The organism is Streptomyces sp. NBC_01298 (assembly GCF_035978755.1).
GTDB lineage: Bacteria > Actinomycetota > Actinomycetes > Streptomycetales > Streptomycetaceae > Streptomyces.
In genome coordinates this window covers 2,452,005-2,467,665 of sequence record NZ_CP108414.1, presented here as the reverse complement: position 1 = coordinate 2,467,665, position 15,661 = coordinate 2,452,005, and the positions used below count along the sequence as shown (strand labels likewise).

The 15,661-nt window shown below is 68.4% G+C and carries 13 protein-coding genes; 12 read left to right on the top strand and 1 reads right to left on the bottom strand.

The genetic code is table 11. The features are described from left to right. Positions 1–38 precede the first annotated feature (38 nt). The 11 genes from OG730_RS11110 (at position 39) to OG730_RS11060 (ending at position 12,911) form a co-directional block, all read left to right on the top strand. On the top strand, positions 39–554 hold the full coding sequence (locus OG730_RS11110) for a MaoC family dehydratase (RefSeq protein ID WP_266903822.1): 516 nt from the start codon (positions 39–41) through the stop codon (positions 552–554). Between the two features lie 76 nt (positions 555–630). Then, on the top strand, positions 631–1,470 hold the full coding sequence (locus OG730_RS11105; RefSeq protein WP_266903821.1) for a class I SAM-dependent methyltransferase: 840 nt from the start codon (positions 631–633) through the stop codon (positions 1,468–1,470). Beyond that, complete coding sequence (locus tag OG730_RS11100; protein ID WP_266903820.1) at positions 1,467–2,513, top strand: methyltransferase domain-containing protein; 1,047 nt, start codon at positions 1,467–1,469, stop codon at positions 2,511–2,513. Before OG730_RS11105 ends, OG730_RS11100 begins: the two co-directional genes overlap by 4 nt. Before the next feature lie 42 nt (positions 2,514–2,555). Further along, positions 2,556–3,449 (top strand): diiron oxygenase, encoded by an 894-nt coding sequence (locus tag OG730_RS11095; RefSeq protein ID WP_266903819.1) that lies wholly within the window; start codon positions 2,556–2,558, stop codon positions 3,447–3,449. Between the two features lie 34 nt (positions 3,450–3,483). Next, complete coding sequence (locus tag OG730_RS11090) at positions 3,484–4,347, top strand: class-II aminoacyl-tRNA synthetase family protein (protein ID WP_327304095.1); 864 nt, start codon at positions 3,484–3,486, stop codon at positions 4,345–4,347. A 58-nt stretch (positions 4,348–4,405) separates the two neighbouring features. Then, entirely contained in the window at positions 4,406–5,128 is a 723-nt protein-coding gene (locus OG730_RS11085) for a 4'-phosphopantetheinyl transferase superfamily protein (protein WP_266903817.1), read from the top strand. After that, the gene (gene metK / locus OG730_RS11080) at positions 5,125–6,339 is read left to right on the top strand and encodes a methionine adenosyltransferase (protein WP_266903816.1); all 1,215 of its coding nucleotides are present in this window, start codon (positions 5,125–5,127) and stop codon (positions 6,337–6,339) included. Before OG730_RS11085 ends, metK begins: the two co-directional genes overlap by 4 nt. A gap of 1 nt (position 6,340) precedes the next feature. Further along, entirely contained in the window at positions 6,341–7,324 is a 984-nt protein-coding gene (locus OG730_RS11075; RefSeq protein ID WP_327304094.1) for a carbohydrate kinase family protein, read from the top strand. Then, entirely contained in the window at positions 7,321–10,776 is a 3,456-nt protein-coding gene (metH, locus tag OG730_RS11070) for a methionine synthase (protein ID WP_327304093.1), read from the top strand. Before OG730_RS11075 ends, metH begins: the two co-directional genes overlap by 4 nt. A gap of 57 nt (positions 10,777–10,833) precedes the next feature. Then, the gene (gene ahcY, locus OG730_RS11065; RefSeq protein ID WP_327304092.1) at positions 10,834–12,240 is read left to right on the top strand and encodes an adenosylhomocysteinase; all 1,407 of its coding nucleotides are present in this window, start codon (positions 10,834–10,836) and stop codon (positions 12,238–12,240) included. A gap of 5 nt (positions 12,241–12,245) precedes the next feature. Beyond that, positions 12,246–12,911: a maleylpyruvate isomerase family mycothiol-dependent enzyme gene (locus tag OG730_RS11060; RefSeq protein ID WP_327304091.1), complete on the top strand. Its 666-nt coding sequence runs from the start codon at positions 12,246–12,248 to the stop codon at positions 12,909–12,911. A 48-nt stretch (positions 12,912–12,959) separates the two neighbouring features. On the opposite strand, the gene OG730_RS11055 is transcribed toward OG730_RS11060, so the two are convergent. After that, positions 12,960–13,703, bottom strand: coding sequence for a PIG-L deacetylase family protein (locus OG730_RS11055; RefSeq protein WP_327304090.1), 744 nt, complete (start codon positions 13,701–13,703; stop codon positions 12,960–12,962). Positions 13,704–13,847: 144 nt separating this feature from the next. Between OG730_RS11055 and asnB the strand changes: the two genes are divergently transcribed. Beyond that, positions 13,848–15,647, top strand: coding sequence for an asparagine synthase (glutamine-hydrolyzing) (gene asnB, locus OG730_RS11050; RefSeq protein ID WP_327304089.1), 1,800 nt, complete (start codon positions 13,848–13,850; stop codon positions 15,645–15,647). Positions 15,648–15,661: the final 14 nt, after the last annotated feature.

The following is a 15,661-nucleotide window of genomic DNA, read 5'->3' as shown; positions in this document are numbered from 1 at the left end:
GCCAAGGAAACACTGCTCTACGTCAAGGGGGGCGCGTGATGCGCTACTTCGAGGACTTCCGGACCGGTGATGTCCACGAGCTGGGCACGATCACCGTCACCGCCGAGGAGGTGCTGGAGTTCGGAAAGCGCTTCGATCCGCAGCCCTTCCACACGGACCCGGAGCTCGCCGCCCGGTCGCCGTTCGGCGGTCTGATCGCCAGCGGCTGGCACACCGCCTCGATGTTCATGCGGCGCTACGTGGACGGGTTGCTGGTCCACAGTGCGTGCACCGGCTCCCCGGGGGTCGACGAGATCCGCTACGTGCGCCCCGTCCGCCCGGGAGACGTCCTCGCCGCCCGAGTGGAGATCCTCGGGTCCCGCCCGTCACCGTTCAACCCGACCACCGGCATCGTGCAGCCCAAGTGCCTGCTGGTCGACGGCGACGGGGCGGTCGTCTTCAGCATGATCCTGCACAGCATCTTCCAGCGCCGGCCCGCCGGTCCCGACGCCTCGCGCTCCGGGACGAAGTCCGCGGCAGACGACCCGGTCGCCTGCGTGCGATCCGTGGCTTGACCGCGCCGGACCGGGGCCCCTTGCGGATTCCATAACTGCTTGTACCCATCTCACCCGATGTGAAGGGAGACCTCCTGTGGAGGCCGTATCCCGCACCGCCCAGTGGACCGCCGCAGCGCGAGCCCTGGAGACCGACCGCGAGGACCGGCTGTTCGCCGATCCCTACGCGCGCACCGTCGCCGACACGATCGGCTTCGAACTTCTGGAGCGCTACGCAGGGGCGGGCACCGTGCCGTTCCTCGCCATCCGCACCACCTACCTGGACCGGGCGATCGTCCGGGCCGTCGAGGAACACGGCATCCGCCAGGTCGTGTTCCTCGCCGCGGGCATGGACACCCGGTTCTACCGGCTCCCGTGGCCCGACGGCGTGACCGTCTACGAGCTGGACCGCCCCGCGCTCCTGGAGGCGAAGGCGCAGATGCTCGCCGATGAACCCGCCCCCGCCGGACGCACCCGCGTCACCGTACCGGTGGACCTCACGCAGGACTGGACCGGTCCGCTCAAGGAGGCCGGCTGGCGCAGTGACGAGCCGGTGTTGTGGGTGGTCGAAGGGCTCCTCTTCTTCCTCCCGGAAGGCGCCGTGCGCAACCTGATCTCGACGCTGGCCGCCCACTCCGCGCCCGGCTCGGTGCTGCTCGGAGACGTCATCAGCCGGGCCGCGCTGGACAACCCGCTCTCCCGCCCCTTCCTCAAGTGCCTGAAGGAAGACGGCAACCCGTGGCTGTTCGGCACTGAGACCCCCGAGCAGCTCCTCGCCGACTGCGGCTGGGACGTGCGCGAGGTTCGACAGCCGGGAGAACCGGGCGCCGACTTCGGCCGCTGGCCGTACCCGGTTCCGGCTCGCAGCGTTCCGGGCGTTCCCCGTTCCTTCCTGTTCACGTGTGACCTTCCGACCTCCGAGGCGGCGGCGGCATGAGCGGCACGCACGAGTTCCACCAACGGGTCATCAGCGATGCCGGAGCCGCCGTACGGGGGCTCACCGTCGCCCTCGGCGAACGGCTCGGCCTGTACCGCGCGCTGGCCGAGGCCGGCCCCCTCACCGCGGCCGGGCTCGCCGAGCGCACCGGCATCGCCAAGCGGTACGCGGAGGAGTGGCTGCACGCACAGCTGAGCGCCGGGTACGTCGAGCGCCACCCGAGCGCCGATACGTACACGCTCCCCGCCGACCACGTGGCCGTACTGGCCGACCCGAAAGCCGTCACGTTCGCCGCGGGCTTCTTCACCGCCCTCAAGGCGCTGTACGCCACCGAGGACCTGCTCGTCGACGCGTACCGTTCCGGCGACGGCGTCGGCTGGGCGGAACACGACCCGGCACTGGACACCGGGATGGGCAGCTTCTTCCAGCCCACCTACGAGCACCGGCTCGTCCCCGACTGGCTGCCCGCCCTGCACGGGGTCACCAGCAAGCTGGCAGCCGGCGGCACCGTCGCCGACGTCGGGTGCGGCGTCGGGCACACCACGCTGCTCATCGCGAAGGCGTTCCCCCAGGCGACCGTGCACGGCTTCGACTACTCCGAGGAAGCCATCTCCATCGCCCGGCAGCTTGCCGAGGAGGCCGGACTCTCCGACCGCGTCGTCTTCGACGTCGCCGCGGCCGACGACTACCCCGGCTCCGGCTACGACCTGGTCACCTTCTTCAACGCCCTGCACGACATGGGAGACCCGGTCGCCGCCGCGCAGCACGTACACAAGTCCCTGGATGGAGAAGGGACGTGGATGCTCGTCGAGTCGAACGTCTCGCCCGCGGACATCGACACGCAGACGCCCGCCGCCCGCATGTTCATGGCGCTGTCGGCCGTGATGTGCCTGCCCGTGGCCGTCGCCCAGCGCGGTCCTCACGCTCTCGGCAACCACTCCGGCGAGAAGGCGTTCCGCGCCATCGCGGAGGAGGCCGGCTTCACCCGCTGGCGGCGCGCGACCGAGACCCCGGTCAACGCCGTTTACGAAGTCCGGCCCTGAGCCTTCGCTCGCCGCAACCCACCACACACCGAGGGAGTCTCCATGGGCATCGCCGCCCCCCTGCCCGTCACTGATCGCTTCCTGGAAGTCCTGGAACGGCTGAGCTCGCGCTCCATCGAGGAGTACTACAACCCCTACCAGCAGTTCGACTGGCCCGAGAAGCTCGAAGAGGGCCAGCTGTGGATGACCCCCGAGCTGCTCACCGTCTACGGCACGCCCTTCTACGAGGAGCTCGGCGAGGAGACCATTCACCGCCTTTCCAAGTGGGAGAGCATCAACTTCTACAGCCTCAACGTGCACGGCATCCGTGAGCTGCTCATCGAGGTGGTCGGCCGGATACACATGCCCGGCTTCGAAGTCCCCTCCGACTTCTTCCACCACTTCATCGGCGAAGAAAACGAACACATGTGGTTCTTCGCCGAGTTCTGCCGCCGCTACGGCGACAAGATCTACGGCTCGACCGCCATGCGCGCCGACTCCGCGTGGGAGCCGGAGGTGGACAACTTCCTGGTCTTCGCCCGGATCCTGTTCTTCGAGGAGCTCGTCGACCACTACAACATGCGGATGGCGCAGGACGAGTCCCTGTGTCACACCATCCGCGAGGTCAACCGCATCCACCACCAAGACGAGTCCCGGCACATCGCCTTCGGGCGGGAGCTGGTCTCCCTGCTGTTCAAGCGGATGAAGGACACCGTCTCTGCCCAGCGGCTCGCCGAGGTGGAGGCGTACCTCAAGCGGTACGTCGTCTACAGCGTCAACTCCCTTTACAACCCGCACGTCTACCGCGACGCCGGCATCGCCGACCCGCTGGCCCTGCGCAATGCGCTGGTCGCCGACGAGGGCCGCCGTCCGTACGAGCGCAAGGCCATCCGCAAGCCGCTCGGCTTCTTCCTGAAGACCGGAATCTTCACCGACGACGTACTGCCCGTCGTCTGAACGAACCGTCCGTCGTCCGAGAGGTGACTCCACCATGACCGTTACAACAACCCCTGCGAGCGTCGGGGAATCGAGGGGCCTGCCGTCCCTCGGTCCCGAGGGAACCGCCCTGCTGCGGCTCCTCGACGACACCTTCGAGGGCTGGGGTGTGAGCGCGGGCGCCCGCCCGATGACCATGCCTCCGCTGCTGCCGGCCGCCGACCTGGCCCGGCTCGACTACTACGACAACTTCCCTCACCAGGCCGTCGTCGCCGCCCCGCTCGACCTGTCCGCACGGGAGACCGACGAGTTCTGTACGGACAGCGGTTGCTTCCCCTGCACCGCCCTCCAGCCGGCGGCCCTCGGACTCCCCTCCGCGTCCTGCTACGCCGTCTACATCGACCACCAGGGTCGCCAGGTCGCGGACGACACCCTGATCACCGTCGTCGGCTGGTGCTTCCGCAAGGAGGAGCACTACGAGGGCCTGCGCCGGCAACTCGGTTTCCGCATGCGGGAGGTGGTCGCGATCGGGACCCGCGAGCACGCAGAGTCCCACCTCACCCGCTTCACCTCGCGCATCCAGGCCTTCGCCGAGGCGCTGGACCTGCCTCTGCGCAAGGAGGCCGCCTGCGACCCGTTCTTCGACAAGGGCAGCTCGAAGGCGGTGCTCCAGCGCCTCACCCCGGTCAAGCACGAGTTCCTGTACGAGGACCTGGCGATCGCCTCGGTCAACACCCACCGCAACTTCTTCGGAGACCGCTGCGAGATCACGCTGGAGTCGAGCGGCAGCCCGGCCTTCACCAGCTGCGCCGCGTTCGGCCTCGAACGCTGGCTGTCCGCGCTGACCAGGCGCCACGGCAGCTGGGGGGCGGCGACCGAGGCCGTCCTGCGCGCGAACGCGGCCGGGCCGGCGATCTGACGTGCCGACCCGACCCGTCGCCCCGCCGGCGGGCGGCCTGGGCTGGGCGAATCTAGGCATGGACATCGTGTCCGTCACCCGTGTCCGACGACTGCTCGCCGAGTACGGCGAGGACTTCTTCGAGCGGATGCTCACCCCAGGCGAACTCGCCGACTGCGGAACGGCCTCCGGGCTCGACGTACTGAGTCTGTGCGGCCGGATAGCGGCCAAGGAGGCAGCCTTCAAGACCCTCCGCGTCCGGGGCAAATTCCTCCCCTGGCTCGACATCGTCGTTCGGCGTTCCGAAGGGGGCTGGCCCCTCGTCGAGCTCCGCCGGGGCGCGGCCGAGATGGCCGCGGAGTCCGGCATCGCCGAGATCACCGTGTCCATCAGCCATGACGTGGACTACGCGGTAGCCGTGGCTGCCCCGGTGCTCCATGCCGGCTCGGCGGGCTACCCCCTCACGCCGGGCCTTCCGGACCCAGCCGGTGCTCTCAGCGTCGCCCGCGCAACCAACACCTCATCCATACAAAGCACTTCAAGGAGAACAACCATGTCCGACGGTCTGCAGCAGGTGAAGAACTGGCTCCTCGCCCGTCACACGGAGCGTGACGACATCGCCTCCGACCTGGACCTCATCGAGAACCGGCTCATCGACTCGCTGTCCTTCGTGGAGTTCGTCTTCCTGCTGGAGCAGCAGAGCGGTCGGTCCATCCAGATGGAGGCCCTGGAAGTGGACGAGATCCGCACCCTCGCCGCCATCGAGTCGCACTTCTTCCCGGTCGAGGTGGGGCAGGCATGAGCAAGCGGCTGTTCACCTCAGAGTCGGTGACCGAGGGGCATCCCGACAAGATCGCCGACCGGATCAGTGACACGATCCTCGACGCGCTGCTCCGTGAGGACCCCACCTCGCGGGTGGCTGTGGAGACCCTGATCACCACCGGCCTGGTCCACATAGCCGGCGAGGTGACGACCAAGGCCTATGCCCCCATAGCCGCCCTCGTTCGTGAGGCCATTCTCGACATCGGCTACGACTCCTCGAAGAAGGGCTTCGACGGTGCCTCCTGCGGGGTGTCGGTGTCCATCGGGGCGCAGTCACCCGACATCGCCCAGGGCGTCGACACCGCATTCGAGAAGCGTGTCGGAGGCGCGGGGCCGAGTGACGAGCTCGACAAGCAGGGAGCGGGCGACCAAGGCCTGATGTTCGGCTACGCCTGTGACGAGACGCCCGAGCTGATGCCGCTGCCGATCCACATCGCGCACCGGCTCTCGCGCCGGCTGTCCGAGGTCCGCAAGGATGGGGTCATCCCTTACCTGCGCCCCGACGGCAAGACGCAGGTCACCATCGAGTACGACGGCGATCAGGCGGTGCGCCTGGACACGGTGGTGGTCTCCTCCCAGCACGCAGCCGACGTCGACCTCGACGCGCTGCTGGCCCCGGACATCCGTGAGTTCGTCGTGGAGTACGTGCTGAACCAGCTCGTCGAGGACGGCATCAAGCTGGAGACCGAGGGTTACCGACTACTGGTGAACCCGACCGGGCGCTTCGAGATCGGCGGCCCGATGGGCGACGCCGGCCTGACCGGTCGCAAGATCATCATCGACACGTACGGCGGGATGGCGCGTCACGGTGGCGGCGCCTTCTCGGGCAAGGACCCGTCCAAGGTCGACCGTTCCGCCGCGTACGCGATGCGCTGGGTGGCGAAGAACGTGGTCGCCGCGGGCCTGGCCTCGCGCTGCGAGGTCCAGGTCGCGTACGCCATCGGCAAGGCCGAGCCCGTCGGCCTCTTCGTCGAGACCTTCGGCACGGGAACACTGCCGGACGAGCGCATCCAGGAAGCCGTGTCGAGTGTCTTCGATCTTCGGCCGGCCGCGATCATCCGCGATCTGGACCTGCTGCGCCCGATCTACGCCCAGACCGCCGCGTACGGCCACTTTGGCCGTGAGCTGCCGGACTTCACCTGGGAACGCACCGACCGCGTGGACGCCCTTCGCCGGGCCGTTGGGGTCTGACATGCGCATCGTTGTGACGGGATCCATCGCGACCGACCATCTGATGACCTTTCCCGGCCGGTTCGCCGAGCAGCTGCTCGCGGACCGGTTGGACCGGATATCCCTGTCGTTCCTCGCCGACAACCTGGAATTCCGACGCGGCGGAGTAGCGGCCAACATCGCGTTCGGTCTGGGAACGCTGGGACTGCGGCCTGTCCTGGTGGGCTCTGTGGGTCGAGACTTCGATCCGTACCGGGTGTGGCTCAAGGAGCACGGCGTCGACACCGACTCCGTTCGGGTCAGCGAGACGTGCCAGACCGCGCGTTTCGTCTGCACCACCGACCGGGACCAGAACCAGATCGCGACGTTCTACGAGGGGGCCATGGTAGAGGCCCGCGAGATCGATCTGAGCGACGTCGTCGCACGGGCCGGTCGCCCCGACTTGGTGCTGATCTCGCCCGACGACCCCGAGGCCATGCTCCGCCATACGCGGACCTGCCGTGAGCTGGGCATCCCCTTCGCTGCGGACCCGTCCCAGCAGCTGGCGCGACTGGAGCGGCCGCAGGTTCGGGAGCTGGTGGACGGTGCGAGCCGGCTGTTCACCAACGAGTACGAAGCAGCCTTGCTGTGCGAGAAGTCCGGGCTCACCGAGGAGCAGATCCTGCGGCGGGTCGGCTCCTGGGTGACCACCCACGGCGAGGGTGGCGTACGAATCCAAACTGCGGGCACCACGCCGCTGACCGTGCACGCGGTCGAGGTCGAGGAAGTCGTCGACCCCACCGGTGTCGGCGACGCGTTCCGAGCCGGGTTCCTCGCCGCAACGGCGTGGGGTGTGTCCGAGCGGAGCGCGGCTCAGCTGGGCTGTGCGGTCGCTGCGACCGTCCTCGCATCCGTGGGTACGCAGGAGTACCGGTTGTCCGGCGAATCGTTGCTCACCCTGCTCGGCATGGGGTACGGCTGCCGGTACGAGACGGAGCTGACCGCACACCTCCGGGAGTTGGCATGAGACGGTCTCTGAGGGAGGAGCTGGCGCAGCGGGTCGTGGTGGCCGACGGGGCGATGGGAACGATGCTCCAGGCCGCCGATCCGACGCTCGACGACTTCATGGGTCTCGAGGGCTGCAACGAGATCCTCAATGTCACCCGGCCCGACATCGTCCGGTCGGTCCATGACGAGTACTACGCGGTGGGTGTGGACTGCGTCGAGACCAACACCTTCGGGGCCAACCTCTCCGCACTCGCCGAGTACGGCGTGGAGGGCCGGGTCTATGACCTGTCCGAGGCCGGAGCGCGCATCGCCCGCGAAGCCGCGGATGCGTTCACGGCGAAAGATGGACGGCCCCGCTGGGTCCTGGGCTCCATGGGCCCCGGCACCAAGCTGCCCACGCTCAAGCACGTGGCGTACGAGCCCTTGCGTGAGGCGTACCAGGCGAATGCCGAGGGTCTGATCCGAGGCGGCGCGGACGCGCTATTGGTCGAAACCTCGCAGGACCTCCTTCAGGCGAAGGCGGCCGTCATCGGCGCGCGCAGGGCGCTGGAATGGTGCGGAATGGGAGACCTGCCTCTCATCGTGCAGGTGACGGTTGAGGCGACCGGCACGATGCTGCTGGGTTCAGAGATCGGCGCGGCGCTGACGGCTTTGGAGCCGTTGGGTATCGACATGATCGGTCTGAACTGTGCGACCGGTCCGGCGGAGATGAGTGAGCACCTGCGCTATCTCGCGCGGAACTCCCGTATCCCGCTGTCCTGCATGCCCAACGCGGGCCTGCCCGTGCTGGGCAAGAACGGCGCGCACTACCCGCTGTCGGCGACTGAGCTGGCGGACGCCCAGGAGACCTTCGTCCGCGAGTACGGGCTCTCCTTGGTCGGCGGCTGCTGCGGCACCACGCCGGAGCACCTGCGTCAGGTGGTCGAGCGGGTGCGTGGGTTGAGCCCGGTGGCGCGGGATCCGCGTCCCGAGCCGGGTGCCTCCTCGCTGTATCAGACGGTGCCGTTCCGGCAGGACATCTCGTACATGGCGATCGGCGAGCGCACCAACGCGAACGGGTCGAAGAAGTTCCGCGAGGCCATGCTCGAAGCCCGCTGGGACGACTGCGTGGAGATGGTCCGCGACCAGATCCGCGAGGGCGCGCACATGCTCGACCTGTGCGTGGACTACGTCGGCCGCGACGGCGTCGCCGACATGGAAGAGCTGGCCGGCCGCTTCGCGACCGCCTCCACCCTGCCGATCGTGCTGGACTCCACGGAGGTTCCCGTTCTGCGGGCGGGCCTGGAGAAGCTCGGCGGACGCGCTGTCGTCAACTCCGTGAACTACGAGGACGGCGACGGCCCCGAGTCCCGCTTCGCGAAGGTCACCGCCCTCGCCCAGGAGCACGGCGCGGCGCTGATCGCGCTGACCATCGACGAGGAGGGCCAGGCCCGGACCGTCGAGCACAAGGTCGCCATCGCCGAGCGGCTCATCGAGGACCTCACCACCAACTGGGGGATCCTGGAGTCGGACATCCTCATCGACACCCTGACCTTCACCATCTGCACCGGCCAGGAGGAGTCCCGCAAGGACGGCATCGCCACGATCGAGTCGATCCGCGAGCTCAAGCGCCGCCACCCCGACGTCCAGACGACCCTGGGCCTGTCGAACATCTCCTTCGGCCTCAACCCGGCCGCCCGTATCGTCCTGAACTCGGTCTTCCTCGACGAGTGCGTCAAGGCCGGCCTCGACTCGGCGATCGTCCACGCGAGCAAGATCCTGCCGATCGCCCGCCTGGAGGAGGAGCAGGTCAAGGTCGCCCTCGACCTGATCTACGACCGGCGCGCGGAGGGCTACGACCCGCTGCAGAAGCTGATGGCCCTCTTCGAAGGCGTCAACACCAAGTCGATGAAGGCCGGCCGCGCCGAGGAACTCCTCGCCCTGCCGCTGGACGAGCGCCTGCAGCGCCGCATCATCGACGGCGAGAAGAACGGCCTGGGCGCCGACCTCGACGAGGCCCTCCAGACCCGCCCCGCCCTCGACATCGTCAACGACACCCTCCTGGAGGGCATGAAAGTCGTCGGCGAGCTGTTCGGCTCCGGCCAGATGCAGCTCCCCTTCGTCCTGCAGTCCGCCGAAGTCATGAAGACCGCGGTGGCCCACCTCGAACCGCACATGGAGAAGAGCGACGACGAGGGCAAGGGCACCATCGTCCTGGCCACCGTCCGCGGCGACGTCCACGACATCGGCAAGAACCTCGTCGACATCATCCTGACCAACAACGGCTACAACGTGGTCAACATCGGCATCAAGCAGCCGGTCTCCGCGATCCTCGAAGCCGCCGCCGAGCACAAGGCCGACGTCATCGGCATGTCCGGCCTGCTGGTCAAGTCCACGGTGATCATGAAGGAGAACCTGGAGGAGCTCAACCAGCGCAAGCTGGCGGCCGACTACCCGGTCATCCTCGGCGGCGCCGCCCTCACCCGTGCCTACGTCGAACAGGACCTCCACGAGATCTACGAGGGCGAGGTCCGCTACGCCCGCGACGCCTTCGAGGGCCTGCGCCTCATGGACGCCCTCATGGGGGTCAAGCGCGGAGTCCCCGGAGCGGGCCTGCCCCCGCTCAAGCAACGTCGAGTACCACAACGGAAACCCTTGCTCGATGTACGTGAACCCGAGGTCGTCGGCCGCTCCGACGTTGCAGTCGATGCCCCCGTACCCGAGCCGCCATTCCTCGGCTCCCGCGTGGTCAAGGGCATCCCGCTCAAGGACTACGCCTCCTGGCTCGACGAAGGCGCCCTCTTCAAGGGCCAGTGGGGCCTCAAGGACGCTGGCTTGATCGAGTCGGAGGGCCGACCGCGTCTGCGTGGCTGGCTGGACCGGTTGCACACCGATCAGCTGCTTGAAGCGGCGGTCGTCTACGGGTACTTCCCCTGCGTGTCCAAGGGCGAAGACTTGATCGTCCTTGACGAGGACGGAGGCGAGCGGACGCGGTTCACGTTCCCCCGCCAGAGCCGCGGCCGCCGCCTGTGCCTCGCCGACTTCTTCCGCCCCGAGGAATCGGGGGAGATCGACGTCGTCGGCTTCCAGGTTGTCACCGTCGGCAGCCGGATCGGCGAGGAGACCGCCCGCCTCTTCGAGGCGGACGCCTACCGCGACTACCTGGAACTGCACGGGCTTTCAGTGCAGCTGGCCGAGGCGCTCGCCGAGTACTGGCACGCCCGGGTGCGGGGCGAACTCGGTATCGAAGGGGCCGACCCTTTGTCCATGGAGGGAATGTTCCGCACCGAGTACCAGGGGTGTCGCTACTCGCTCGGCTATCCCGCCTGCCCTGAGCTGGAGGACCGCGCGAAGATCGCCGAGCTGCTGCGGCCCGAGCGGATCGGCGTCCACCTCTCTGAGGAGTTCCAGCTCCACCCGGAGCAGTCCACCGACGCCATCGTTGTCCACCATCCCGAGGCCAGCTACTTCAATGCCGGGGGCCGCCGGTGAACCACGTACCGGCCCCCACGACCCATTGCACCGACCGGAGCACAAGGAGCGTTCTTCATGCCTGCTGAATTCACCGATTTCAAGGTCGCAGACCTTTCCCTCGCCGCCTTCGGGCGCAAGGAGATCACACTTGCCGAGCACGAGATGCCCGGCCTGATGTCCATCCGCCGCGAGTACGCGGCGGCGCAGCCGCTGGCCGGGGCCCGGATCACGGGCTCCCTGCACATGACGGTGCAGACGGCCGTGCTGATCGAGACGCTCGTCGCCCTGGGCGCGGACGTCCGATGGGTCTCGTGCAACATCTTCTCCACCCAGGACCACGCGGCGGCCGCCGTCGCCGCCGCCGGCATCCCGGTCTTCGCCTGGAAGGGCGAGACGCTGGAGGAGTACTGGTGGTGCACCGAGCAGGCGCTGACCTGGCCCGGGCACGCGGGTCCCAACATGATCCTGGACGACGGCGGTGACGCCACCCTGCTGGTCCACAAGGGCGTCGAGTACGAGAAGGCCGGAAGCATCCCCGACCCCTCGACCGCCGAGAACGACGAGATGCGCGTCGTCCTGGAACTGCTGCACAGCACGTCCTTGAAGTGGACCGAGCTGGCGTCCGAGATCCGCGGCGTCACCGAGGAGACCACGACGGGCGTCCACCGCCTGTACGAGATGCAGCAGGCCGGCGCGCTGCTGTTTCCGGCGATCAACGTGAACGACGCCGTGACGAAGTCGAAGTTCGACAACAAGTACGGCTGCCGCCACTCCCTGATCGACGGCATCAACCGCGCCACGGATGTCCTGATCGGCGGCAAGGTCGCCGTCGTCTGCGGCTACGGCGACGTCGGCAAGGGCTCCGCGGAGTCCCTGCGCGGCCAGGGCGCGCGCGTCATCGTCACCGAGATCGACCCGATCTGCGCCCTGCAGGCCGCGATGGACGGATACCAGGTCGCGACGCTGGACGACGTGGTGGAGATCGCCGACATCTTCATCACGACGACCGGCAACAAGGACATCATCATGGCCGCGGACATGGCCAAGATGAAGCACCAGGCGATCGTCGGCAACATCGGCCACTTCGATAACGAGATCGACATGGCCGGCCTCGCGGCCGTCGAGGGCATCGTCAAGGACGAGGTCAAGCCGCAGGTCCACACCTGGAAGTTCCCCGACGGCAAGGTCTTGATCGTGCTGTCCGAGGGCCGCCTCCTGAACCTCGGCAACGCGACCGGTCACCCGTCCTTCGTGATGTCGAACTCCTTCGCGGACCAGACCCTGGCCCAGATCGAGCTCTACACCAAGCCGGCCGAATACCCCACGGACGTCTACGTGCTCCCCAAGCACCTCGACGAGAAGGTCGCCCGCCTGCACCTCGACGCCCTTGGCGTGAAGCTGACGACCCTGCGCCCTGAGCAGGCCGCGTACATCGGCGTGGACGTCAGCGGCCCCTACAAGCCCGACCACTACCGCTACTGAGCCCCATGACAGTTCTCGACGAGATACGTGACCCTTGGCTTCCGGATCGGCTGTTGCGAACCGAACGCGACGCGTTGATGCCGCTGTTGCGTCGAACCCCCCCGGAGGCATACGCGCTACGCACGGCCTGTCCTGGCTGGACTGCCCGGCAGGTGCTCGCCCACTGCGCGGCGGCCCTGGTGCGGATTGTCGAAGGACGATTGGAAGAGGGAGTGTTCCTCCCCGAGGCCAACGCGGCGGACGTCGCCGAACGCGAACACTGGCCGTTGGCCCAGATCCTTGACGAGTTGGAGCGGGGCTTCACCGAGGCCGGCCCGGAGATCGCCGCGGGCGACGGCACGCTGGACGCGGTGGCGCTGGGGGAGTGGGTCCACGCCGGCGATGTCCGTGACGCGTTCGGGGAGTCGGGGGCTTACAGCGGGGACAGCCTGACACTTGCCCTGCCCCTTCTCCGCATTACGAGCCGCAAGCGGGGGACACCTCGGCTGGTCGCACAACTCAATGGTCTGGACGGTCTCTTGGTTTTGGGCAATGAGATCGAGGGACGGCCCGCGGCCCGCTTCCAAGGCGACGCGGCCACGCTGATTCGCCTCTACTCGGGCCGTCCGCTGGTCGCGACCCGCTACGAACTCACGGATGCGACCGAACAAGAACTGCTCATCTACCGATGACGAGCCCGAGCCGGTCCGTCCGTCACGGCAGGCGGACGGCCCCGGGCCTCATTCGATCTTCACGACCTGGAAGGCTTCTGCCATCCGGCCCGTCGGCAGTCCCGCTGCCCTTGCGTGTTCCCCCAACCAGTCCCGCAGTAGCCCCGCCAGGTCGTCGAAATGGGCCGTCTGCGAGGTGTGGATCCGCAGAGCCTCGACCTTGCGTTCGAAGACGGGGGTCACGTCGATGTACTGGTTCGGCGTGGGGCCGGTCATCAGCCACAGTTCTGGCACGATCCAGGGCTCCAGTCCTTCCTCCTTGAGGAGGGAAGGATGCGCGAAGGGATTGCGGGCCTCGGGGTAGATCGCACGTAGGGCGGCATCGCCGACCGCGCGATGGTCCGGGTGAAGGTCGGCCACTCGGGCCCAGTTGATCTCCGGGCTGGGGATGACGGCGCGCTGCGGGCGAACCTGTCGGATCACCCGGCACAGATCGCGGCGCAGCTCGACGCTCGGCTCGACGAAGCTGTCGGGGTAGCCGAGGAAGCGGACGTCCTCGACGCCGCTCCGCTTGGCCGAGTGCACCTGTTCGGCTCGCCGGAGGTCCCCCATCGCTTGGCGGGGGAGCTGCTCGTCGTATCCGCCGGCCCCGCCGTCGGTGACGATGCAGTACGTGACCCGCGTCGTGCCCTGGGCGATCCACCGCATGACCGTGCCGCTGACACAGAACTCGATGTCGTCCGGGTGCGCGGCCACCACCAGCAGGGATTCCGGGGCGCTGCGGTCTGTTAGATCGGTCGCGAAGTGCTCCATGGACTCAGCCTGTTGTGCCTGGTGGCGGCTTGCAAGGCAACTCATCTGGCGTACTTGCGACATGGCACTTCTACGCCAGTCAAAAATTTGGTAGCTTCAAATAAATGGTCTAATCGCATGTACGTGGAATCCGGAGGCACCGGCATGTGCAGGATTTTCGGCTCCTTCTCGGCCGGCGCGGCGCGCCCCGACCCGGGCGAGCTCGCCGCGGTCTCCGCCCGTCAGCGGCACGGTGGTCCCGACGAACATGACGTGCTCAGCGGGGCCGGCTGGTCGCTCGGGTGCGACCGGCTCGCCGTGACCGACCTCCGTGGCGGTCGACAGCCCTACCGGCTGCCCCACTTGCCCGGGATCATCGCCGTACTCAACGGCGAGATCTACAACCACCGCATCCTCCGCCGCGAGCTCGCGGCCCGCGGCCACCGCTTCCCCGACACGTGCGACGGCACCCTGCTGCCCGCGCTCTACGCCGAGTACGGGCCGGCCTTCGCCGAGCGGCTCGATGGGATGTTCGCCGTGGCCGTCCTCGACCTGCGGGCGAGCCCCCTACTCGTCTTGGCCGTCGACCCCATGGGGATGAAACCCATTCACTACCACCGGGGCGAGGACGGCTCCTTCCGCTTCGCCTCCGAGATCCCGGCACTCCTGGCCTTCGAAGGGGTGCGGATCACTCCTCGCGCTGACACCCTCGACACGGTCCTAGCCACACGGACACCCTTCTCCACGCAGACTGCCCTGGAAGGCATCAGTGTCATGCCCCCGGGCGCGACCGCTGTCGTCAGCCCTGGGCGGGAACCGGCCGTACGGCGGCGGCCCGTGCAGCCGGCGGCGCCCTCAGAGGCCGGCTTCGGCACCGAGGACGTGTTGCGCCGCGAAGTGCGACGCCTCGCCCGAGCCGATGTGCCGGTCTGTGCCCTCACGAGTGGTGGTCTCGACTCCGGCCTGGTGACCGCGCTGGCAGCAGAGTACGCGCGTGAAACCGGCGCGCCGTCCCTGCACACCTTCCATCTCACCTACCAGGGCCGATGGCCGGGCTCGGAGCGCATCCACGCCCGCGCCGTCGCCCGGCAGGCCCGGACCGTCCACCACGAAGTGGCGCTGGATCCCGGGGAGCTGGGATCGCTACTCACCCGCGCCACCCGGCATCTGGGGCAGCCGAACGCCGACCCCATCGCCCTGAGTACGTACGCCCTCTTCCGGGCCGTACGAGAGGCCGGCTTCACCGTCGCTCTCACCGGAGACGGCGCCGACGAGCTGTTCGGTGGATATGCCCGGATGCGGGAGGCCCTGGAGGCCCCTGCGGGTGGCGACTGGGCCGCCTCGTACGCCGACGCGCTGTCCGCGGCACCCAGGATGCTCCGCGAATACCTCTACACCCCCGCGTACCGGGCCTACATCGCCGAGGAAGGTTCGGCTGCCGACCGCATAGTGCGGGAGCTTCGCTCCGCGCGCACGGATCGGCTCACCGCGATCACTTCGTTCGAGACCCGCTGGCGGCTGCCCGCCTACCACCTTCGCCGAGTCGACCACCTGAGCATGGCGTGGGCGGTCGAGGCCCGGATGCCGTTCTGTCAGCCCGCTGTCGCCGCGCACGCCCGGGACCTCCCTTCGGCCGCTCGACGCGGGAAGCTGGCGCTGTACGAGGCCGGGCGCGACCTGCTGCCCGCCACCGTGCTGAACCGGCCCAAGCAGCCCTTCACCCTGCCCGTGACCGCGATGCTTAGCCCTGGTAGTCCCCTCCTCGAGCCCGTGCGGGAGCTCTTGTCTCCGGACCGGCTCTTGCGGGGCGGCCAGGTCCGGCCCGACCGGGTGCAGCGCTTGCTCGCCCGGCAACTGGAACGGCCTTCGGACCAGGACGCGCTCACCCTGTGGGCGCTGGCCACCCACGAACTGTGGACCGAAGTCGTCCGGGGGATGGGTGTCCCGGTCGGATGCGCCGCGTGAACGGAGCGGTCGTC

What these genes read in the sequence shown, in the direction of transcription:
- OG730_RS11075 (WP_327304094.1), top strand. Translation starts at nt 6,341, where the DNA reads ATGCGCATCGTTGTGACGGGATCCATCGCGACCGACCATCTGATGACC.
- OG730_RS11095 (WP_266903819.1), top strand. Translation starts at nt 2,556, where the DNA reads ATGGGCATCGCCGCCCCCCTGCCCGTCACTGATCGCTTCCTGGAAGTC.
- OG730_RS11055 (WP_327304090.1), bottom strand. Translation starts at nt 13,703, where the DNA reads ATGGAGCACTTCGCGACCGATCTAACAGACCGCAGCGCCCCGGAATCC.
- OG730_RS11060 (WP_327304091.1), top strand. Translation starts at nt 12,246, where the DNA reads ATGACAGTTCTCGACGAGATACGTGACCCTTGGCTTCCGGATCGGCTG.
- OG730_RS11085 (WP_266903817.1), top strand. Translation starts at nt 4,406, where the DNA reads ATGGACATCGTGTCCGTCACCCGTGTCCGACGACTGCTCGCCGAGTAC.
- metK (WP_266903816.1), top strand. Translation starts at nt 5,125, where the DNA reads ATGAGCAAGCGGCTGTTCACCTCAGAGTCGGTGACCGAGGGGCATCCC.
- OG730_RS11110 (WP_266903822.1), top strand. Translation starts at nt 39, where the DNA reads ATGCGCTACTTCGAGGACTTCCGGACCGGTGATGTCCACGAGCTGGGC.
- ahcY (WP_327304092.1), top strand. Translation starts at nt 10,834, where the DNA reads ATGCCTGCTGAATTCACCGATTTCAAGGTCGCAGACCTTTCCCTCGCC.
- metH (WP_327304093.1), top strand. Translation starts at nt 7,321, where the DNA reads ATGAGACGGTCTCTGAGGGAGGAGCTGGCGCAGCGGGTCGTGGTGGCC.
- OG730_RS11100 (WP_266903820.1), top strand. Translation starts at nt 1,467, where the DNA reads ATGAGCGGCACGCACGAGTTCCACCAACGGGTCATCAGCGATGCCGGA.
- OG730_RS11090 (WP_327304095.1), top strand. Translation starts at nt 3,484, where the DNA reads ATGACCGTTACAACAACCCCTGCGAGCGTCGGGGAATCGAGGGGCCTG.
- asnB (WP_327304089.1), top strand. Translation starts at nt 13,848, where the DNA reads ATGTGCAGGATTTTCGGCTCCTTCTCGGCCGGCGCGGCGCGCCCCGAC.